The 18,821-nt window shown below is 69.5% G+C and carries 20 protein-coding genes and 1 pseudogene; 11 read left to right on the top strand and 10 right to left on the bottom strand.

Annotation, left to right across the window (positions count from 1 at the left end; translation table 11 throughout):
• Positions 1-93: 93 nt before the first annotated feature.
• Positions 94-1,128: a DUF4097 family beta strand repeat-containing protein gene (locus ACWDEX_RS22905; RefSeq protein ID WP_450465641.1), complete on the top strand. Its 1,035-nt coding sequence runs from the start codon at positions 94-96 to the stop codon at positions 1,126-1,128.
• A gap of 1 nt (position 1,129) precedes the next feature.
• Positions 1,130-2,173 carry a helix-turn-helix transcriptional regulator gene (locus ACWDEX_RS22900; RefSeq protein WP_450465639.1) on the top strand — a complete coding sequence of 348 codons (1,044 nt, stop codon included), beginning with the start codon at positions 1,130-1,132 and terminating at the stop codon, positions 2,171-2,173.
• Between the two features lie 85 nt (positions 2,174-2,258).
• On the opposite strand, the gene ACWDEX_RS22895 is transcribed toward ACWDEX_RS22900, so the two are convergent.
• The 4 genes and pseudogenes from ACWDEX_RS22895 to ACWDEX_RS22880 form a co-directional block, all read right to left on the bottom strand.
• Entirely contained in the window at positions 2,259-2,852 is a 594-nt protein-coding gene (locus tag ACWDEX_RS22895; protein ID WP_450465638.1) for a hypothetical protein, read from the bottom strand.
• Positions 2,853-2,925: 73 nt separating this feature from the next.
• Positions 2,926-3,044 (bottom strand): annotated as a pseudogene (locus tag ACWDEX_RS22890) (Clp protease N-terminal domain-containing protein); the annotation flags it as partial.
• A gap of 86 nt (positions 3,045-3,130) precedes the next feature.
• Positions 3,131-4,096, bottom strand: a complete 966-nt coding sequence (locus ACWDEX_RS22885) for a zinc-binding dehydrogenase (protein WP_450465637.1) — start codon at positions 4,094-4,096, stop codon at positions 3,131-3,133.
• A 339-nt stretch (positions 4,097-4,435) separates the two neighbouring features.
• Positions 4,436-5,659 carry an NAD(P)-dependent malic enzyme gene (locus ACWDEX_RS22880; protein ID WP_450465726.1) on the bottom strand — a complete coding sequence of 408 codons (1,224 nt, stop codon included), beginning with the start codon at positions 5,657-5,659 and terminating at the stop codon, positions 4,436-4,438.
• A gap of 537 nt (positions 5,660-6,196) precedes the next feature.
• Between ACWDEX_RS22880 and ACWDEX_RS22875 the strand changes: the two genes are divergently transcribed.
• From ACWDEX_RS22875 to ACWDEX_RS22865, 3 genes are read left to right on the top strand one after another with little or no spacing between them, the layout of a single operon-like run.
• On the top strand, positions 6,197-7,147 hold the full coding sequence (locus ACWDEX_RS22875) for an ABC transporter substrate-binding protein (protein ID WP_450465636.1): 951 nt from the start codon (positions 6,197-6,199) through the stop codon (positions 7,145-7,147).
• 33 nt (positions 7,148-7,180) lie between these two features.
• Positions 7,181-8,119: an amino acid ABC transporter permease gene (locus ACWDEX_RS22870; RefSeq protein ID WP_450465635.1), complete on the top strand. Its 939-nt coding sequence runs from the start codon at positions 7,181-7,183 to the stop codon at positions 8,117-8,119.
• Positions 8,116-8,922: an amino acid ABC transporter ATP-binding protein gene (locus tag ACWDEX_RS22865; RefSeq protein ID WP_450465634.1), complete on the top strand. Its 807-nt coding sequence runs from the start codon at positions 8,116-8,118 to the stop codon at positions 8,920-8,922. Before ACWDEX_RS22870 ends, ACWDEX_RS22865 begins: the two co-directional genes overlap by 4 nt.
• Before the next feature lie 149 nt (positions 8,923-9,071).
• Here ACWDEX_RS22865 and ACWDEX_RS22860 read toward each other — a convergent pair whose 3' ends face one another.
• Positions 9,072-9,842, bottom strand: a complete 771-nt coding sequence (locus tag ACWDEX_RS22860; protein ID WP_450465633.1) for a class I SAM-dependent methyltransferase — start codon at positions 9,840-9,842, stop codon at positions 9,072-9,074.
• Between the two features lie 101 nt (positions 9,843-9,943).
• Here ACWDEX_RS22860 and ACWDEX_RS22855 point away from each other — a divergent pair, with 101 nt between their 5' ends.
• Complete coding sequence (locus tag ACWDEX_RS22855; RefSeq protein ID WP_450465631.1) at positions 9,944-10,573, top strand: CGNR zinc finger domain-containing protein; 630 nt, start codon at positions 9,944-9,946, stop codon at positions 10,571-10,573.
• Here the strand turns inward: ACWDEX_RS22855 and sodX are convergent.
• Complete coding sequence (gene sodX / locus ACWDEX_RS22850; protein WP_450465630.1) at positions 10,477-10,911, bottom strand: nickel-type superoxide dismutase maturation protease; 435 nt, start codon at positions 10,909-10,911, stop codon at positions 10,477-10,479. The two genes, ACWDEX_RS22855 and sodX, sit on opposite strands and share 97 nt — an antisense overlap.
• A gap of 147 nt (positions 10,912-11,058) precedes the next feature.
• On the opposite strand from sodX, the gene sodN reads away from it, so the two are divergent.
• Both sodN and ACWDEX_RS22840 read left to right on the top strand, forming a co-directional pair.
• Positions 11,059-11,454, top strand: coding sequence for a superoxide dismutase, Ni (gene sodN, locus ACWDEX_RS22845; RefSeq protein WP_450465629.1), 396 nt, complete (start codon positions 11,059-11,061; stop codon positions 11,452-11,454).
• A gap of 218 nt (positions 11,455-11,672) precedes the next feature.
• Positions 11,673-12,110 (top strand): helix-turn-helix transcriptional regulator, encoded by a 438-nt coding sequence (locus tag ACWDEX_RS22840; protein WP_450465628.1) that lies wholly within the window; start codon positions 11,673-11,675, stop codon positions 12,108-12,110.
• 15 nt (positions 12,111-12,125) lie between these two features.
• On the opposite strand, the gene ACWDEX_RS22835 is transcribed toward ACWDEX_RS22840, so the two are convergent.
• From ACWDEX_RS22835 to ACWDEX_RS22825, 3 genes are all read right to left on the bottom strand, one after another.
• Positions 12,126-12,311, bottom strand: coding sequence for a hypothetical protein (locus tag ACWDEX_RS22835; RefSeq protein WP_450465626.1), 186 nt, complete (start codon positions 12,309-12,311; stop codon positions 12,126-12,128).
• A 279-nt stretch (positions 12,312-12,590) separates the two neighbouring features.
• Positions 12,591-13,709: a family 2 encapsulin nanocompartment cargo protein polyprenyl transferase gene (locus tag ACWDEX_RS22830; protein ID WP_450465624.1), complete on the bottom strand. Its 1,119-nt coding sequence runs from the start codon at positions 13,707-13,709 to the stop codon at positions 12,591-12,593.
• 111 nt (positions 13,710-13,820) lie between these two features.
• Entirely contained in the window at positions 13,821-15,227 is a 1,407-nt protein-coding gene (locus tag ACWDEX_RS22825) for a family 2B encapsulin nanocompartment shell protein (protein WP_450465623.1), read from the bottom strand.
• Between the two features lie 227 nt (positions 15,228-15,454).
• On the opposite strand from ACWDEX_RS22825, the gene ACWDEX_RS22820 reads away from it, so the two are divergent.
• Entirely contained in the window at positions 15,455-15,688 is a 234-nt protein-coding gene (locus ACWDEX_RS22820) for a hypothetical protein (RefSeq protein WP_450465622.1), read from the top strand.
• A 149-nt stretch (positions 15,689-15,837) separates the two neighbouring features.
• Positions 15,838-16,791 carry a 1-aminocyclopropane-1-carboxylate deaminase/D-cysteine desulfhydrase gene (locus tag ACWDEX_RS22815; RefSeq protein ID WP_450465621.1) on the top strand — a complete coding sequence of 318 codons (954 nt, stop codon included), beginning with the start codon at positions 15,838-15,840 and terminating at the stop codon, positions 16,789-16,791.
• On the opposite strand, the gene ACWDEX_RS22810 is transcribed toward ACWDEX_RS22815, so the two are convergent.
• Entirely contained in the window at positions 16,773-18,368 is a 1,596-nt protein-coding gene (locus tag ACWDEX_RS22810; RefSeq protein WP_450465620.1) for a Na+/H+ antiporter, read from the bottom strand. The genes ACWDEX_RS22815 and ACWDEX_RS22810 overlap by 19 nt on opposite strands.
• A 62-nt stretch (positions 18,369-18,430) precedes the next feature.
• Here ACWDEX_RS22810 and ACWDEX_RS22805 point away from each other — a divergent pair, with 62 nt between their 5' ends.
• On the top strand, positions 18,431-18,691 hold the full coding sequence (locus tag ACWDEX_RS22805) for a UBP-type zinc finger domain-containing protein (protein WP_450465619.1): 261 nt from the start codon (positions 18,431-18,433) through the stop codon (positions 18,689-18,691).
• The last annotated feature ends 130 nt before the right edge of the window (positions 18,692-18,821 follow it).

The raw sequence follows: 18,821 nt of genomic DNA, 5'->3' as shown, positions 1-18,821 counted from the left end.
ACTTCCCGCAGCCGCGATATATCGTGAATAGCGAAAGACGCGATATGGCGTGTTGCATGCGCCGCGTCCGTATCGGCCGAGGAGGTCAGCACCATGCCCGAGTGGTCCGTCGCAGAGCCGAGGAAGCTCACCTTCGATGCCCCCGTGACAGCACTCCACGTGCGCACCGTCAACGGAACGGTGAACGTGGTGGGCACCGAGGAGAGTTCCGCCCGTCTGGAGGTCTCGGACATGGAGGGCCCGCCGCTCACGGTGACGCAGAAGGACGGCACCCTGACCGTGGCGTACGACGACCTCCCCTGGAAGGGCTTCCTCAAGTGGCTCGACCGCAAGGGCTGGCGCCGCAGCGCGGTGGTCTCCTTGGCCGTCCCCGCGTCCACACGTGTGGAGGTCGGCGTGATCGGCGCCAACGCCGTGGTCTCCGGGATCGACGGGGGCGCCGAGGTGAAGGGCGTCACGGGAGGGACCACCCTGGTCGGCCTCTCCGGCCCGGTCCGCGCCACGACGGTGTCAGGGAGCGTGGAGGCCCAGGGAGTCACCGGTGAGTTGCGGCTCAATTCCGTCTCCGGCGATCTGACCGTCATCGAAGGCGCCTGCTCACTCGTGAGGGCGGACTCGGTGAGCGGCTCGATCATCCTGGACCTGGGCCCCACGAGCGGCCCCACCGACGCCCGCCTGACGAACGTCTCGGGCGAGATCGCCATCCGGCTCCCCCACCCGGTGGACACCGAGATCGAGGCGAACACGGCGAGCGGCGCCGTCTCGAACGCCTTCGACGATCTGCGTGTGACCGGCCAGTGGGGTGCAAAGAAGATCGCGGGCCGCCTGGGCGGGGGCAACGGACAGCTGAAGGCGACCACGGTCTCCGGCTCCATCGCTCTCCTGCGTCGCCCACCCGCGGAGGACGAGCCATGGGACACACCACAAGACGCCTCGCCGACCGAGGCCCAGGACGCGATACCCGAGCCACGCCACGCTCCCGAGCCCCACGAGCCGGCGGACCCGTCCCTGTCCCGGGACACGCCGCCCGCACACCCGTCCCCGGCCACCACCAGCGACACCGCCGACGCGTCCGACCGTTCCCCTGACGGCGCGACCGGCGATCCGACCGAGCGGAAGGGACTTTGACATGCCTCCCGTCTTCGCCCATGGACGACTGCGGCTCTACCTGCTGAAGCTGCTCGACGAGGCGCCACGCCACGGATACGAGGTGATAAGGCTGCTGGAGGAGCGCTTCCAGGGGCTGTACGCACCATCCGCGGGCACGGTCTACCCGCGGCTGGCCAAGCTGGAGGCCGAGGGTCTGGTCACACACACCACCGAGGGCGGCCGCAAGGTGTACGCGATCACGGACGCGGGCCGCGCGGAACTGGCCGACCGCAGCGGTGAGCTGGCCGACCTGGAACTGGAGATCCGCGAGTCGGTCGCGGAGCTGGCCGCCGAGATCCAGGCGGACGTCCGGGGCGCGGCAGGCGATCTGCGCCGCGAGATGCGGGCCGCGGCCACCGAGGCCCGGCGCGGCACCGAGGAGCACGGCGGCGGGTACGGCGACCAACCCGAGAAGGAGTCATGGCGCGCCGCCAAAGAGGAGATGCGTCGCGTCAAGCAGGAGTGGAAGGAGCAGGCCCGGCGCGCCAAGGATGAGAGCCGGCGAGCCCGTGAGGAGGCCCAGCGGGCACGCCGCCAGGCCACCGAGGCCCAGGAGCGGGCGCGCGCCCAGGCACAGGAGGAGCTGCAGCGCATGGCACGGCGGGTCCAGGATCAGGTCCAGGACCACTTCACGCGAGGCGACTGGCCGACGGGTGTACGAGAGGGGCTGACCGAACTGGCCAAGGAGTTCGGCGAGTTCGGGAAGAGCTTCGGCAAGGAGTTCGGAAAGGACTTCGGCGTCGGACGCAAGGGAGCGCCAGGCGCGCCGAAGACGGCGGAGGAACCGGAGTACTCGACGACCACCGAGGACTTCCCCGGCACGTACGAACCCTCCTGGGCGCACGAGGACTTCCCGGGTGACCCGGCCCGCGCGCTCGACCGTCTACTGGACCGCTTCCGTGACGACATCCGCGACGCGGCCCGCGACCACGGAGTGACCGAAGAACAGGTCCGCGACGCCCGCCACCATCTGTCGACCGCGGCAGCGCACATCGGGGCGACACTCCGATCAGGGAAGAAGTGATGCCTCCGACCTACTGGGGGTGACGCCGGCTGTCGTGCCCCTGGCCGAGGGGCCCGACGTCACCTGACCCGGCAGCGGAAGCGGCTCACATGCACTGCCACAAAAAGCGTCCTTCCTTGGCGTCGGGTGAGGTGAAGGCATAGCCGACGCCGGAGTCACCGAAGTTGACATGGAACGGCAGGCGGCCGGAGTCGAGTTGAACGAGGAGGCGCCAGCCGTCGCCCGGAGTCTCCTCGCCCTGGAGCCAGCGTGGTTCGACCCCAGGGCCACCAAGGAACTGCCAGGCGTGTCCGTCCGGATCGGTGCCGCCCTCCCCGGCCGGGCGCGGCAGATGGTCGGCGCCCGCGGTCGGCCCCTCCGCCTGGGCTCGCACGGAGACGAATCCCGGGACTCGGCCGCCCGGCTGGACGAGGAGAGCGTTCTCACCGCCCTCGGGGTCGAATGTCCCGTCGGTGTCGTCCCCCGCCATGAACAGATAGCCCAGCGCACCACTCTCAAGGGCGAACTGCCCGAGAAACTGCAGGGGTTCACCGGTCCGGCGCGACAGTGGCCACTGCGGTTCCTCCAGCCACACGGGCTGTCCACCGAGCTTGGTCACCGCCTCCCGGACGGGCCCCGCAGCGGAGGTGAACTCCACAGGCAGGGGTTCGGAGACGGGCGACGGCGAACTCTCGGGCACGGATTCTCCAAAGGATCGGGACGACCGAGGTATCCACCCTAGGTGCCCCCTTGACCGAGCCCCACCGCCACGCTCACCCGGTCTTCGCTTCTCCCCCGCCCCACAGCAGCCGCTCCACGGCCACGTCACCCCGTGATCGGCGAGGACCTCGGAGGGGACACCGGGGCGGGCGGTCAGGGCGAGGAGCAGGTGACATAGGTGACACGTGATGGTGCGGGAACGTGAACGGCGGACCCGGAAGGTTCCGGGCCCGCCGTGGCCGGATATTCAGGAGTGAGTCAGTTCGTGGTCAGCACGATCTTGCCGAACTGGTCGCCCGTCTCCAGACGTTCGAAGCCCTCACGGGCCCGGTCGAGCGGAAGGACCTGGTCGATGACGGGCCGCACGCCGGTGGCGGCGCAGAAGGAGAGCAGATCCTCCAGCTCGTCCTTGGACCCCATGGTGGAACCGACGACTTTGAGCTCCAGGAAGAAGATACGGGTGAGCTCGGCATGGGAGGGACGGTCGCCGCTGGTGGCGCCCGAGATGACGAGCGTGCCGCCGGGCCGCAGGGACTTGACGGAGTGGGACCAGGTGGCGGCGCCGACGGTCTCGATGACCGCGTCCACCCGCTGCGGCAGCCGCGCCCCGGACTCCAGGGCCTCCACGGCGCCGAGTTCCAGTGCCCGCTTGCGCTTGGCCTCGTCACGGCTGGTGGCGAAGACCCGTAGACCGGCGGCCTTGCCCAGAGCGATCGCGGCCGTGGCGACACCGCCGCCCGCACCCTGGACGAGGACGGAGTCGCCGGGACGCACGCCGGCGTTGGTGAAGAGCATCCGGTAAGCGGTCAGCCAGGCGGTCGGGAGGCAGGCGGCCTCCTCGAAGGAGAGCTCCCTGGGCTTGGGAAGGACGTTCCACGTGGGTACGGAGACCTGCTCCGCGAAGGTGCCCTGGTAGCGCTCGGTGAGGATCGAGCGGGGCTCGTCGGGGTCGACGCCGTGGCCGCTCTGGCCGATGACGGAGTGGAGGACGACCTCGTTGCCGTCCTCGTCGACACCGGCCGCGTCACAGCCGAGGATCATGGGCAGCCTGTCCTCGGTGAGACCGACGCCCCGGAGGGACCAGAGATCATGGTGATTGAGGGAGGCGGCCTTGACGTTCACGGTCGTCCATCCGGGCCTCCGCTCGGGAGCCGGGCGCTCTCCCAACTCAAGGCCGGTGAGGGGGTGGTCGCGGTCGATGCGGGCGGCGTAGGCAGCGAACATGACCTTGACGATAGGGGTCACCGGGGGACGACGGAACCAGGACCGGTTGTGACACACGTCCCGCCGGCGCGGGCGCGACGGTCCGCCCGGGCCGGATGAACTCCTCGCGGCTCCCGCGCCGTCCGTCCCGCAGGTCGAGCACGAACAGCGCCCGGGGCGGCGTACGGGAAGACGGCCGGAACAGGTGAGCGCAGCTCAGGCTCGCCCACAACTACTCCGGCCGTCTTACGCGCAGGGGCGCCGGGCAGAGAACGTCACCGCACGCCGTCTCCGCCCCGCAGCAATCCCGCACGGGTGAGTGGTGGGAGGGTCACGCACATCCCGCCCACCTCGCGAGGGTCAGCGCCGGGCAACCCCGTCCACCCGCGCGGCAGCGGCGACCGCGGCCGTCACCGCGGGCGCGACCCGTTCGTCGAAGGGCGACGGGATCACGTAGTCGGCTGCCAGGTCGTCCCCGACGACCGCCGCCAGCGCCTCGGCCGCCGCGATCTTCATCCCCTTCGTGATCCGGGACGCCCGCACTCGCAGCGCGCCCGCGAAGATCCCGGGGAAGGCCAGCACGTTGTTGATCTGGTTCGGGAAGTCGGACCGCCCGGTCGCCACCACGGCCGCGTACTTGTGCGCGACGTCCGGGTGCACCTCGGGGTTCGGGTTGGCCATCGCGAAGACGAAGGCACCCTCGGCCATCGAGGCCACGGCCTCCTCCGGGACCGTGCCGCCGGAGACGCCGATGAAGACGTCGGCGCCCGCCAGGGCGTGCTCCAGCGATCCGCTCAGCCCCTCCTTGTTCGTGAACTGCGCGAGCTCCTGCTTGACCGGCGTCAGGTCGTCCCGGTCGAGCGACACGATGCCCTTGCGGTCGGCGACCGCCACATCGCCGATCCCCGCCTCGACCAGCATCCTCGCGATGGCGACCCCGGCCGCGCCCGCACCGGAGATGACGGCCCGCAGATCGCCGAGCCCCCGCCCGGTCAGCCGCGCGGCATTGCGCAGGGCCGCCAGCGTCACCACGGCCGTGCCGTGCTGGTCGTCGTGGAAGACCGGGATGTCCAGCCGCTCCTGGAGCCGGCGCTCGACCTCGAAGCACCGCGGCGCCGAGATGTCCTCCAGGTTCACGCCCCCGAAGGAGGGCGCGAGCCGGGCCACCGTCTCGACGATCTCGTCCACGTCCGTGCAGTCGAGGGCGATCGGGACCGCGTCCACCCCGCCGAACTGCTTGAACAGGATCGCCTTCCCCTCCATCACGGGAAGGGAGGCCTCGGGACCGATGTCACCGAGCCCCAGCACCGCGGTGCCGTCGGTCACGACGGCGACCACGGACGACTTCCACGTGTAGTCGTGGACCAGCTCCGGCTGCTCCGCGATGGCCGTGCACACCCGGGCGACGCCGGGCGTGTACGCGAGGGACAGGTCGTCCTTGTCACGGATCGGCACGGTGGCCTGCACGGCCATCTTGCCACCGCGGTGCAGCGCGAACGCCGGGTCGAAGGAATCGTGGGGCGAGGGCCCGCCGTCCTGATCCGTACTGCTGTCGCTGCGAGGATTGACGATCTCCGCTGCCACTGTGTTGTACCCCTTAAGTTTCATTGTTCGAGGGTGGCCACTCCTGCTCGAGGCGTGGACGGGCACCGCGCATGGCCCAGATGAGTGATACGCACGGGGACATACGCGACGGGCGCGCCGCACACGCGCCCTGAGCCCCGGATTCGGGGTGTAAGGAACCTTCTTACCGGACAGATGCCGTCCGGGACGAGTCCATAACACTAAGGTCACACACCTGGTGAGATGACTCATGCCCGGAAACATGGACAAGGGGGCGTCGTGCCCGCTCACGATCTCCACGGACGGCGCGCGAGTGACCGCATCTTGAGACACGCCGAAGATCTTCCGGTCGGAAGGGGGGAATTCCGTACAAGGTCCGGCCTTGATCGGCCGTCTGTGCGTGGCGCGGGGATCACCCGTTATCCGATTTTGACATAGCGGGTCGCCTGAATGCGCAAGTCCGAATGGCAAGATGCCTCAACCACGCGAGGTCGCAACACCCAATGGTGTGTGTTCTCGTCGCCCCATCGGCTTTCCCATCCCGCCGGAGGAACCACCATGACCGCAAGCTCCGCCCGCCGCACAACCGCCACGCACTCCCGGATAGCTGCGGTCGGCGCCATCGCGGTCGCGGGCACCCTGCTGCTCACCGGCTGCGGCGACCAGACGAAGAACAAGGACGGCGGCTCGGGCAACGCATCGGCCCCGCTGGCCGACAAGCTCCCGGCCGAGATCCGCCAGGCCGGTGTCATCAAGGTCGGCTCGGACATCGCGTACGCGCCGGTCGAGTTCAAGGACAAGTCCGGCAAGACGACCGGCATCGACCCCGACCTGGCCGACGCCATGGGCAAGCAGCTCGGCGTGCAGTTCCAGTTCGACAACGGCACGTTCGACGCCCTCCTCACGGGTATCCGCTCGAAGCGCTACGACATCGCCATGTCGGCGATGACCGACAACAAGAGCCGCCAGCAGGGCATCGACCCGCAGACCGGCAAGAAGGTCGGCGAGGGTGTCGACTTCGTCGACTACCTCTCTGCGGGCGTGTCCATCTACACGCGCAAGGGCGACACCGGCGGCATCACGGGCTGGTCGGACCTGTGCGGCAAGAAGGTCGCGGTGGAGCGCGGCACGGTCTCGGAGGACCTGGCCAAGACCGAGGCCAAGAAGTGTCCGAGCGGCAAGAAACTCACCATCGAGCCTTTCGACGACGACCAGCAGGCGCAGACCCGGCTGCGCTCCGGCGGCGCCGACGCGGTGTCGTCCGACTTCCCCGTCGCCGCGTACGCGGTGAAGACGTCGGGCGGCGGCAAGGACTTCCAGATCGTCGGCCAGCAGGTCGAGGCCGCCCCCTACGGCGTCGCGGTCGCCAAGGGCAACACCAAGCTGCGCGACGCCCTGCAGGCGGCGATGAACGCGATCATCAAGAACGGCGAGTACCAGAAGATCCTTCAGAAGTGGGGCGCCGCGGACGGCGCGCTGAAGGAGTCCGTCATCAACGGCGGCAAGTGACCGCCCCTCAGCGGCCACTGAAAGGTATGACCCGTGACTGTTGACATCGACAAGACGGCGGGCAAGGGCACTCCTGCGGCTGGACCGCAGGCCATCAAGGCCATCCCGGTCCGGCACTACGGGCGGTACGTCGCCGCCGTCATCGCGATCGCGCTGCTCGCCGCGATCATCTACGCGTTCAGCCAGGGCGACATCAACTGGCACGCCGTACCGGATTACTTCTTCGACGACCGCATCCTGACCGGTGTGAGCAAGACCCTGATGCTGACGGTCCTGTCCATGCTGATCGGCATCGTCGGCGGTGTCGTCCTCGCCGTGATGCGGCTGTCGAAGAACCCGGTGACCTCGTCCATCGCCTGGTTCTACATCTGGTTCTTCCGCGGCACTCCGGTGCTGGTCCAGCTCTTCGTGTGGTTCAACCTGGGCCTGGTCTTCCACTACATCAACCTGATGCCGCTCTACAAGGACTCCTGGTCGAACTTCATGACGCCGCTGCTGACGGCGCTGCTCGGCCTGGGTCTGAACGAGGCGGCATACATGGCCGAGATCTGCCGGGCAGGCCTGCTCGCCGTGGACGAGGGGCAGACCGAGGCGGCCCACGCGCTGGGCATGAGCCACAGCAAGACGCTGCGCCGGATCGTCATCCCCCAGGCGATGCGCGTCATCGTGCCGCCGACGGGCAACGAAGTGATCAACATGCTGAAGACGACCTCGCTCGTGGCGGCCGTCCAGTTCCAGGAACTCTTCCGCTTCGCCCAGGACATCGGTCAGACCTCCGGCGCCCCGGTGGAGATGTACTTCGTGGCCGCCTCCTGGTACCTGCTCATGACCTCCGTCCTGAGCGTCGGCCAGTACTACATCGAGCGCTACTACGCGCGCGGCTCCAGCCGCCAGCTGCCACCGACCCCGTGGCAGAAGGTGAAGGCCAACATGCTGTCCCTGGGCCGCCCGAAGGGAGCGGTGAGCGCATGACCGACAAGATGAACAAGACGGACTCCGTGCCGAAGCAGTCCTCCGCCCCGATGGTCAAGGCCGAGGGTGTCCACAAGTCCTTCGGCCCCGTCGAGGTCCTCAAGGGCATCGACCTGGAGGTGAAGCCGGGCGAGGTGTTCTGCCTCATCGGCCCCTCCGGCTCCGGCAAGTCGACCTTCCTGCGGTGCATCAACCACCTCGAGAAGATCAACGCCGGGCGGCTGTACGTGGACGGCGAGCTGGTCGGCTACCGGCAGCAGGGCGACAAGCTGTACGAGCTGCGCGACCGCGAGGTCGCGACGAAACGCCGGGACATCGGCATGGTCTTCCAGCGCTTCAACCTCTTCCCGCACATGACGGCCGTTGAGAACGTCATGGAGGCACCGGTCCAGGTGAAGGGCATGGCCAGGGGCCAGGCCAGGGAACGGGCCATGCAGCTCCTGGAGCGCGTGGGCCTGGCCGACAAGGCGGGCAACTACCCCTCCCAGCTCTCCGGCGGCCAGCAGCAGCGCGTCGCCATCGCCCGGGCTCTCGCCATGGACCCGAAGCTGATGCTGTTCGACGAGCCGACCTCGGCGCTCGACCCGGAGCTGGTCGGGGACGTCCTCGACGTCATGCGCGACCTCGCCGAGTCCGGAATGACGATGGTCGTAGTCACTCATGAGATGGGCTTCGCCCGCGAGGTGGGCGACTCGCTCGTCTTCATGGACGGCGGTGTGGTGGTCGAATCCGGCCATCCCCGTGACGTGCTGACGAACCCGCAGCATGAACGGACGCAGTCGTTCCTGTCCAAGGTGCTGTAGCCGCACGAGGAAGGGGCGGTACGGGATGCCCGTACCGCCCTTTGCGCGTCCCCGCAGTTCCCGGCAGCGGCTCCGGGGTCACCGCGAGTCGAGCACGACCCCGCCCTCGTCAGCGGAAACGCGCTTCCGTCGGCGTGTACCGTCCCATGTCACCTGACCGCGAGCAGCAGCGTGTCCGACGGCGAGCACCACACCGGGCGGGCCTCGGCGAAGCCCTTTTCGCGCAGCACGCGCGCGTGCCACGCGGCGGACGGCATGTCGCCGTCGGCGTGCTCACCGTAGATCTCGTAGCGGCGCGCGGTCGGCTCGGCGAGAACCGGGTCCTTGGCAGCCAGTTGCCACCACTCGGCCCAGTCGACGACGCCGTTCGCCTTGGCCTGATCCATGCGGGCGTGACGCTGGGCGCGCTCGGCCGCGTTGATCCGGGGCGTGGTCTCGTCGATCATGTGGTCCGCATTCATGAAGACACCGCCGTCGCGGACCAGCTCCGCGATCCGACCGTAGAGGGCCGCGAGGGGTTCGCTGTGCAGCCAGTGCAGGGCCGTGGCGGTCAGGACGGCGTCGTACGAGTCGTACGGCAACCGTGCCGGCCAGTCGGGCTCCTTGAGGTCGGCGGTGACGAAGGTGACGCGGTCGTCACCCTCGAAGGTGCCCCGAGCGATGGTGAGCAGCGCGGGGTCGAGGTCGACACCGGTACTGATGGCCCTGGGGAACCGGGAGAGGAGCCGGGCCGTGATGGTGCCGGTGCCGCAGGCGAGGTCGAGGACGCGCGGTTCGGGGCCGACGAGGGCCTCGACCATGTCGAGCATGATCCGGAACCGGTCCTCGCGATCCGGCATGTACCACTCCTGCTGCCGGTCCCAGCTCTCCTGCCAGACCTGCCAGTCGGTACCCGCCATGGATCCGGTCGTGGTGGTCATGAAAGCCCCTTTCATAGCCGAACCGCGTAATACCCTGGAAGCTCGATCATCTGTTACGTGACCGCACTGACGACGATAGAGCGCCACCGTAAGGACTACAAGTGGAATTGGCCTATTACTCGGATTACGCAGTCCGTCTCGTGAACAGCGAGGAACCGGTCCGGGGCAAGGACTCGCTCACCTCGGTGGAGGCCGTTCGCGGCCTCTTCGGTGGCAACCAGTCGGCAGCCCGCCGCGCCACAGACGCCGACGTGACCAGGTTCCGCTCGGTGCGGGCCCGGCTGCGCTTGGTGTTCGAGGCGGCGGACAAGGGTGACGAGACACTCGCGGTGGACCTGCTGAACTCACTTCTCCTCGAGTTCCCGGTGAGCCCGCAGATCTCCGGTCACGACCAGCGGGACGACGACGGCCGCCCGCTGTGGCACCTGCACCTCGCGGACCACCCGTCGAACGCGACCGCGGGCTTCGCGGCGATCGCCGCGATGGGACTCGCCTTCCACCTCACGGAGTACGGCGTCGACCGCCTGGGCCTGTGCGAGGCGGCCCCTTGTCGCAACGCCTACCTCGACACCTCGACGAACCGCTCCCGACGGTACTGCTCGGACCGTTGCGCCACGCGCGCCAACGTGGCCGCCTACCGCGCCCGCAAGCGCCTGGAGGCCGACCGGTCGGAGAGCACCGGCCGGACGGTGGACAGCGCCCAGCGCGACCGCGCGAAGAGCGAGCGCTGACCGTCCTTGAGCGGCCGGTAACGCCACCGCACCTTCCCGAGGACCAGCTCCTCGGGAACGGTGCCGTAGTCGGTACTGTCCCCACCCGCGTACGGATTGTCGCCGAGCACCCACCAGCCGCCCTCGCGCAGTTCCACGGCACGTTTGACCACCAGTAGGTCCTGCTGGAAGGGGTGCCGCAACACGATCACGTCACCCGGCCGGACACGTGCCCCGTACTGAACGAGAAGCCGGTCCCCGTGCTGCAGCGTGGGCACCATGGACGGCCCCGTCACCTCCGCCGCCCCGAACGGCAGCAGGGCCTTCGTGCGCTCGGTCTCCTGTGACAACTCGGGCATCACTGGCACCTCCCCGGTCCAATCCTCCACCAGTCCCAGTCTCACCCTGGACTTTTGACGTAAGCCCACGGGGGCACTCGCGAAAACCCGTCACCTACGGAGTAATGTCCCACCCAGAGGAAGACGATCACGAGGAAGGACAGCTTCATGCTCTCCCGCCTGTTTGCCCCCAAGGTCAAGGTCAGCGCCCACTGCGACCTGCCCTGTGGCGTTTATGACCCGGCCCAGGCCCGCATCGAGGCGGAGTCGGTGAAGGCCGTGCAGGAGAAGATGGCCGCAAATAACGACCCGCACTTCCAGGCTCGCGCCACCGTCATCAAGGAGCAGCGCGCCGAGCTTGCCAAGCACCACGTCTCGGTGCTGTGGAGCGACTACTTCAAGGCCCCGCACTTCGAGAAGTACCCGGAGCTGCACCAGCTGGTCAACGACACCCTGAAGGCCCTCTCGGCCGCCAAGGCGTCGACGGACCCGGCGACGGGTCAGAAGGCGCTGGACTACATCGCTCAGATCGACAAGATCTTCTGGGAGACCAAGAAGGCCTGATCCACCGGCTTTCTCTTGTCGACCTCGACCGGCGAGCGGTGCACCCTCGCAGGTCGGCGCGGCTCCGTCGAAGGGGCCCGGCCGTATCACCGGCCGGGCCCTTTCGCGTTCCCGTCAGGCGGCGCGGGACGCGCCCGGTGGAACTCGCTGTGGCTTGCCAGGGTGCGGAAACTCCAGAGCGAGGGCCGGTTGTCAGTGGGCCGTGCGATGCTGACGGCGTGGATCTGAACGACCTGGTCCGGCTACGGCGAGCCCGTGACCGGATGGACCGTGAGTACGCACAGCCGCTGGATGTATCGGCGCTCGCGCGGACGGCGTTGATGTCACCGGGGCACTTCCAGCGCAGCTTCCGCGCGGCGTACGGAGAGACCCCGTACAGCTATCTCATGACCCGTCGCATCGAGCGGGCCAAGGCGCTGCTGCGGCGCGGGGACCTGACCGTGACCGAGGTCTGCCTGGCCGTGGGGTGCACCTCGCTGGGGTCGTTCAGCTCGCGCTTCACGGAGTTGGTGGGCGAGACGCCGAGCTCGTACCGGGCCCGGTCGCACGAGGAGGGGGCGGCGATACCCCCGTGCTTGGCGAAGGAACTGACGCGCCCCCGCCGGGGCCGACCGGACGCCATACAGACAGACGAACGTTTCCTGCTGGAGCGTTAGCTCAGCGGCCGGCCGTCAGCTCTTCGGTTTCGCCGACCGAGGTGTCTCCTTGTGGCCCTGCGCCACGTACTCCGGACACGCGGGGTTGCGGCAGGGGCCGGGCCCCCATACGGGGACGAAGGCGCCCAGCGTCTTGTGGCGCCGTACGACCGTGGCGACCGGCTGCCCGCACGAGGGGCAGACGCGTTCTTCCCTGCCCATGCCTTCAGGGTAGGACGGTGGGCAGGCAAGCGGTACCGGTGCAGCGCAGTACGGGACGGGACGGGCTGCCCGCGCACCGGGCCCAGCACGGCTCGCGCCACACCGGCCGCATCGGCGGACGGTATGAGGCGCACGGTCCGCGGGGCGTGGCTCCGTCTGTCCGCTCCTTCGTGTCATGGGAGGGCCCCGCACGCCGTGGGATGTGCGGGGCCCGTCCCGGCCGGAGCCTCCGGGTGCCGCGCGAGGTCCGGCGGCTCCGGGGTCGTTCGGTGATGGCGGTCAGGTGCTGCGACGGGTCACGAACTCGGCCAGGGCCAGCAGGCCACCCGCCGCCTCCGGGGCGGGGATGGCACGGGACAGCTCCTGCATCGCCCGGGCCATCCGGTCGGCCGCCTGCAGTTGCGCCCAGTCACGGCCGCCCGCCTGTTCGACGGCGAGGGCCGTCCGTTCCAACTCCCCCTCCTCATAGGGCCGTTGGTACAGCCTGGCCAGATCCGCGGCGGCCGGGGTGCCGGAGGCGAGTGCGGCGACCACGGGCAGCGACTTCTTGCGGACCATGAGGTCCGCCCCGGCCGGCTTGCCGGTGCGCCTCGGGTCCCCCCAGATCCCGATCACGTCGTCGATGAGCTGGAAGGCGAGCCCGGCCTCTCGGCCGAACGCGTCCAGCGCCTCGACGTCCGCCTCGTCCGCTCCCGCATACAGCGCGCCGAGCGCGCAGGCACAGCCGAGGAGTGCGCCGGTCTTCGCTTCGGCCATGGCGAGGACCTCGTCAAGGGTGACCTCGTGAGGGCCGCGCCGCTCCATGGCGGTGTCCGCATGCTGTCCGGCGCACAGTTCGACGACGCAGGCCGCGAGCCGGGCGGCGGCAGCCCCGGACGCCGGATGCGGGTCCTCGGCGAGCAACCGCTGGGCCAGCGCCTGCAGGGCGTCCCCGGCGAGGATCGCGTCGGCGTCGCCGAACACGGTCCAGGCGGTGGGGCGGTGCCTGCGGGTGGTGTCCCGGTCCATCACGTCGTCGTGCAGCAGTGTGAAGTTGTGGACGAGTTCCACGGCCGCGGCCGCCCTTACGGCGGTGGATTGCCGTCCGCCGAGCGCACGGGCCGCGGTCAGTACGAGCGCGGGCCGTATGGCCTTGCCCGGATTGCCGGCGGCCGGGGTGCCGTCGGCCTGCTCCCAGCCGAAGTGGTAGAGCGCGATTCTGCGCATGGAACCGGGCAGTGAGCCGAGCGCCCGGCGCAGCTCCGGGTCGACCGAGGCGCGGGTGCGCTCCAGGATCGCCGCGGCTTCGTGGCCGTCGTGCGGTCCCTTCGGGCCCGGGAGCAGGTCGTGCCCTTCCCGGGGGCCCGCGGGAACCCTGCGTGCGAGGCTCTGCTTCGGCTCCGTCATGAACTCACCCATGCGCCCCCCTCGGAGAGTCTTCGGACGGTGACGTCTTCGCCACCGGGCGGGTGCCCGGTGGGTGTCCCCGCCCTGACGGGCGGGGACACGGCGTGCCACTGGTAGGCAGGATCACCTCCAGCGGCCGATCTCGACGTTCTCCAGGACGCCCAGCGCGTCCGGCACCAGGACCGCGGCCGAGTAGTAGGCCGTCACCAGGTACTTGATGATCGCCTGTTCGTTGATGCCCATGAAGCGCACGGACAGGCTGGGCTCGATCTCGTCGGGGATGCCTGCCTGCCGGAGACCGATGACGCCCTGTTCGTCCTCGCCCGTACGCATGCAGATGATGGAGGTCGTGCGGGCGTCGGTGACAGGGATCTTGTTGCACGGGAAGATCGGCACCCCGCGCCAGGTGGGAATGCGGTTGCCCGCGATGTCGATGCTCTCCGGGACGAGTCCGCGCTTGTTGCACTCCCGACCGAAGGCGGCGATCGCACGGGGGTGGGCGAGGAACAGTTTGGAGCCTCGCCTGCGGCTGAGCAGTTCGTCCATGTCGTCGGGGCTGGGCACGCCGTCGTGGGGTTGCAGCCGCTGGTCGTACTCGCAGTTGTGGAGCAGTCCGAAGTCCCTGTTGTTGATGAGCTCGTGTTCCTGGCGCTCCTTCAGCGCCTCGACCGTGAGCCGCAACTGCTGCTCGGTCTGGTTCATCGGCTGGTTGTAGAGGTCGGCCACGCGCGTGTGGATACGCAGTACGGTCTGCGCGATGCTCAGTTCGTACTCGCGGGGTGCCGCCTCGTAGTCGACGAAGGTGTGCGGGATGTCCGGCTCTCCGCTGTGGTCCGTGGCGAGGTCGATCTCCTTCTCGCCGTACCTGTTGGAGCGCTCTTCGGGAAGGGAGTTCTGCTGCCGGAGATGCTCGCGCAGCGATTCGGCGCGCTCCGCGATCTGTTCGACGTCCCGGCGGGGCAGGGCGAGCACCGTGCAGGCGGTGACCGCGCGGGCCGTGTACTCCCAGATGGCGTCCGGGTCGAGCAGCGCCTGATCGCCGAAGTAGGCGCCGTCGGCGAGGACTCCGAGCACCGCGTCGTCGCCGTAGGGGCCCGTGCCGATCTTCTGGACCTTGCCGTGCGCCAGCAGGAGCACCTCATCGGTCTGGCTGCCGAACTCGGCGATCACGTCCCCGGGCGCGAACCTCCGTTGCTGGCAGCGCTGGGCGAGTTCGGCCAGCACGTCCTGGTCGTCGTACCCGCGCAGGGCCGGCAGCTCGCCCAACTCCGCGGGGATGACCGCGACCTGGTCGCCGGTCTTCACGAACGTCACGCGGCCGTCGCCCACGGCATAGCTGAGCCGGCGGTTCACCCGGTATGTGCCGCCCTGCAAGTTCACCCACGGCAGCATGCGCAGCAGCCACCGTGAGCTGATCTCCTGCATCTGCGGTGCGGACTTGGTGGTGGTGGCCAGGTTCCGTGCGGCCGCTGTGCCGAGGCTCTGCTGCGGCCTGTCCTGCTCCGCGCGGACCTCTTCGCCTACCGACATGTGCTTTGCCCTCCCGATCATGCATTGATCTGCGAGGAAGAGCCTTCCAGCACGGAGCGTTTCCGTGCCATTACCCGAAAGAGCGGGAATGGATCAACGCGGGCATGGGCACACTGGGGCACTTCGCTCGGCGGCCGACGGACCGGAAGTGCGGGTTGATCACGAGCGGGAACTCCCTGATCCACCCGACCGTTTGAGCTGGAGACAGGCGGCGAAGGGAGACGGGGATGTCAGGGTTCCTGGACCGGGCGAAGGAGCAGGCGCAGCGCGGACTGGCGCAGGGCCGGCAGAAGTTCGACGAGGTGCAGGCGCAGCGGGCGGGCAACGACCTGCTGAGGAGACTGGGCGCGGCGTACTACGCGGAGCGTCGCGGCAGCGGCTCCCCCGAGGCGACCCAGCAGGCGCTCCAGGCGCTGGAGAGCCACATCGCGACGCACGGGGACGGCTTCCTGCACTCCTGAGGGCTACCGCACCTCCGACGACGCGCCCCGCGCACAGAGCCCTCCCGACCGATCACCGGTCGGTCCTCCGGGGTCCGTGACCGCGCGAGGCGGCAGAAGCCGCTGCCTGCCCCGGCGCGTCCCTCCGGCCGGTACCCGACAATGGAAGGGTGACCAGCCCCGATGTGCCATGCGCGAGCGCCCCTGCCGAGTTGCGGCCGCGTCTGCCGTCGCCGCTGCTGGAGGTCGAGGACGAGCGCTTCGCTCGGCATGGCGTCCGGCTACTGCTCAAGCGGGACGACCTGATCCACCCGCACCTGGTCGGCAACAAGTGGCGCAAGCTCGCCCCGAACCTGCGGGCGGCGGCCGACCGCCCCCTGCTCACCTTCGGCGGCGCGTACTCCAACCATCTGCGGGCCACGGCCGCGGCGGGCCGGCTGCTGGGCCTGGAGACGATCGGCGTGGTCCGTGGCGACGAGTTGGCCGACCGCCCGCTCAACCCCTCTCTCGCCCGGTGCGCGGCCGACGGCATGCGGCTGCACTTCATCGACAGATCGACATACCGCCGCAAGTCCGAGCCGGGCCCCCTGGCCGGGATCCTGCGTGCGGCGGACGCCGACGAGGCGTACGTCGTGCCGGAAGGCGGCAGCAACACCCTCGCCGTACGCGGCTGCCGCGCGCTCGGCGAGGAACTGCGCGGCCGGGCGGATGTCGTCGCCGTGGCCTGCGGCACCGGCGGCACACTGGCGGGTCTGGCCGCGGGCCTGGCCCCGGACCAGCGGGCCCTGGGGATCCCCGTCCTCAAAGGCGACTTCCTTGCCGCCGACACAGCCGCACTGCAGACCCGGGCCTTCGGCGGCCGCCGTGGCACCTGGTCCCTGGACACGCGCTTCCACTTCGGTGGATACGCGCGCACCACCGACGAACTCGAGGCCTTCGCGGACGACTTCGGATCCCGCCACGCCCTCCTCGTCGAACGTCTCTATGTCGCCAAGCTGCTGTATGGACTTGTCGCCTTGGCCGAGGAGGGCGCCTTCCCCCGGGGGACGACGCTGGCCGCCGTGATCACCGGACTGCCCTTCTCCTGGAAACGGTCCCGGGACACTCATGTGGTCTCCCGATAGGCCGCCGCCTCCTCCAAGTCCAGCCGTCTGAGCAGGGTGCGAAGCATCTCGTCGTCGATGTAGCGATGGTCGCGGAGTTTCACGAAGACCTCGCGTTCCACCCCGATGACCTCGCGGGACAGTCGGCGGTAGGTGTCGTCGTGCGACTCGCCGGTCACCGGGTTCACCGAGCCCAGCCGCTCCCAGACCGCGTTGCGCCGACGTTCCAGGACCGTGCGGAGGCGGTCGACGAGCGGGGTCGGCAGGGCGTTGCGTTCGTCGCCGAGGAGTTCTTCGAGGCGCCGCTCGGCGGCCCGGGACGCCTGCGCCTGGGCGTTCGCCTCCGCGAGCGTCTCGGCCTGGGCATCGAGCCCCGGCAGCCGCAGCAGCCGGATCAGCGGGGGCAGGGTCAGGCCCTGCACCACGAGCGTGCCGATCACCGTCGTGAAGGTCAGGAAGAGGATCAGATTGCGGTCGGGGAACATGCTGCCGCCGTGCACCGTCAGCGGGATCGAGAACGCGATCGCGAGCGAGACCACACCGCGCATCCCGGCCCAGGCGATGACGAACGGCCCCTTCCACGTGGGGTTCTCCTCACGCTCGCGGATACGCGCGAACAGCGCGCGCGGCAGGAAGGTCGCCGGGTACACCCACAGGAACCGCGCCGCGACGACCACGAGGAACACGGCCACCGCGTACCAGGCCACTCGTGTGCCCTCGTACCGGCCGAGTCCCTTCAGAACGACCGGCAACTGCAGCCCGATGAGCGCGAACACCGCCGACTCCAGGAGGAACGCGACCATCTTCCACACCGCCTCCTCCTGGAGCCGGGTCGCGAAGTCGACCTGCCAGTTGCGGTGGCCGAGGTAGAGGGCGACGACGACCACCGCGAGCACACCGGAGGCGTGCACCCACTCCGCTGCCCCGTAGGCCACGAACGGGATGAGCAGGGAGAGGGTGTTCTGCAGCAGCGCCTCCTTCAGATGCGTGCGCAGCCAGTGGATCGGCACCATCAGCACCAGGCCGACCAGGACGCCGCCGACCGCCGCGACCAGGAACTCCCGCACCCCGCCCGCCCACGTCGCGCCCTCCCCGATCGCCGCCGCCAGCGCCACCTTGTAGGCGGTGATCGCCGTCGCGTCGTTCACCAGCGACTCGCCCTGCAGGATCGTGGTGATCCGCGACGGCAGCCCCACCCGCCGGGCGACCGCCGTGGCCGCGACCGCGTCGGGCGGTGCGATCACCGCGCCCAGCACCAGCGCCGCGGTCAGCGGGAGATCAGGCACGATCAGATACGCGGCCCAGCCCACGGCCAGTGTCGCGAAGAGCACGTACCCGACGGACAGCAGCGCCACCGGCCGAAACTGCGCCCGCAGGTCCAGGTATGAGCTGTCGGTGGCCGCCGTGTACAGCAGCGGTGGCAGCATCAGCGGCAGGACGATGTGGGGGTCGAGGGTGTACGCGGGCACGCCGGGCACGTACGAGAACGCGAGGCCCGCCGCGACGAGCAGCAGCGGCGCCGGCACGGGAGTACGGCGCGCGGCGCCGGCGACGGCCGCACTGCCGGCGATCAGCAACAGCAGCGGCAACACGTTCATCTTCTTCCAGCCCGCCCTCGTTTTCGCGCCGCTTCCCGCGGACCCGTCGTAACCTGGCAATCATGAAACAGTGCACGCACGCCGACGCGCTGCCGCATCCCGAGCCCGAGCCCCGGAGCGAAACGTGCCTGGGCTGCCTCGCCGCCGGCACGCACCCGGTGCAACTGCGGCTGTGTCTGGAGTGCGGACACGTGGGCTGCTGTGACTCCTCGCCCCTGCGTCACGCGACGGCGCACCACAAGGAGAGCAGCCACCCGGTCATGCGCACCTTCGAACCGGGCGAGGACTGGCGCTGGTGCTTCGTCGACCATGTACTCGTGTGACTCTGGTTGCGAACGGTTCGGGGGTCGGACACCGGGGTACGTCAATCCGGCGCTCGCTCTTCCGAATTGGGCCCGCACACCCCTAGCCACTGTGCGTACACATGGGTTTACTATGAGTGACAGCAAGGGG

This window comes from Streptomyces sp. NPDC001020, assembly GCF_053599115.1.
This window is presented reverse-complemented; position numbering and strand designations above follow the sequence as displayed.

What these genes read in the sequence shown, in the direction of transcription:
- ACWDEX_RS22905 (WP_450465641.1), top strand. Translation starts at nt 94, where the DNA reads ATGCCCGAGTGGTCCGTCGCAGAGCCGAGGAAGCTCACCTTCGATGCC.
- ACWDEX_RS22900 (WP_450465639.1), top strand. Translation starts at nt 1,130, where the DNA reads ATGCCTCCCGTCTTCGCCCATGGACGACTGCGGCTCTACCTGCTGAAG.
- ACWDEX_RS22885 (WP_450465637.1), bottom strand. Translation starts at nt 4,096, where the DNA reads ATGTTCGCTGCCTACGCCGCCCGCATCGACCGCGACCACCCCCTCACC.
- ACWDEX_RS22875 (WP_450465636.1), top strand. Translation starts at nt 6,197, where the DNA reads ATGACCGCAAGCTCCGCCCGCCGCACAACCGCCACGCACTCCCGGATA.
- ACWDEX_RS22865 (WP_450465634.1), top strand. Translation starts at nt 8,116, where the DNA reads ATGACCGACAAGATGAACAAGACGGACTCCGTGCCGAAGCAGTCCTCC.
- ACWDEX_RS22860 (WP_450465633.1), bottom strand. Translation starts at nt 9,842, where the DNA reads ATGACCACCACGACCGGATCCATGGCGGGTACCGACTGGCAGGTCTGG.
- sodX (WP_450465630.1), bottom strand. Translation starts at nt 10,911, where the DNA reads ATGCCCGAGTTGTCACAGGAGACCGAGCGCACGAAGGCCCTGCTGCCG.
- sodN (WP_450465629.1), top strand. Translation starts at nt 11,059, where the DNA reads ATGCTCTCCCGCCTGTTTGCCCCCAAGGTCAAGGTCAGCGCCCACTGC.
- ACWDEX_RS22835 (WP_450465626.1), bottom strand. Translation starts at nt 12,311, where the DNA reads ATGGGCAGGGAAGAACGCGTCTGCCCCTCGTGCGGGCAGCCGGTCGCC.
- ACWDEX_RS22830 (WP_450465624.1), bottom strand. Translation starts at nt 13,709, where the DNA reads ATGGGTGAGTTCATGACGGAGCCGAAGCAGAGCCTCGCACGCAGGGTT.
- ACWDEX_RS22825 (WP_450465623.1), bottom strand. Translation starts at nt 15,227, where the DNA reads ATGTCGGTAGGCGAAGAGGTCCGCGCGGAGCAGGACAGGCCGCAGCAG.
- ACWDEX_RS22820 (WP_450465622.1), top strand. Translation starts at nt 15,455, where the DNA reads ATGTCAGGGTTCCTGGACCGGGCGAAGGAGCAGGCGCAGCGCGGACTG.
- ACWDEX_RS22810 (WP_450465620.1), bottom strand. Translation starts at nt 18,368, where the DNA reads ATGAACGTGTTGCCGCTGCTGTTGCTGATCGCCGGCAGTGCGGCCGTC.
- ACWDEX_RS22805 (WP_450465619.1), top strand. Translation starts at nt 18,431, where the DNA reads ATGAAACAGTGCACGCACGCCGACGCGCTGCCGCATCCCGAGCCCGAG.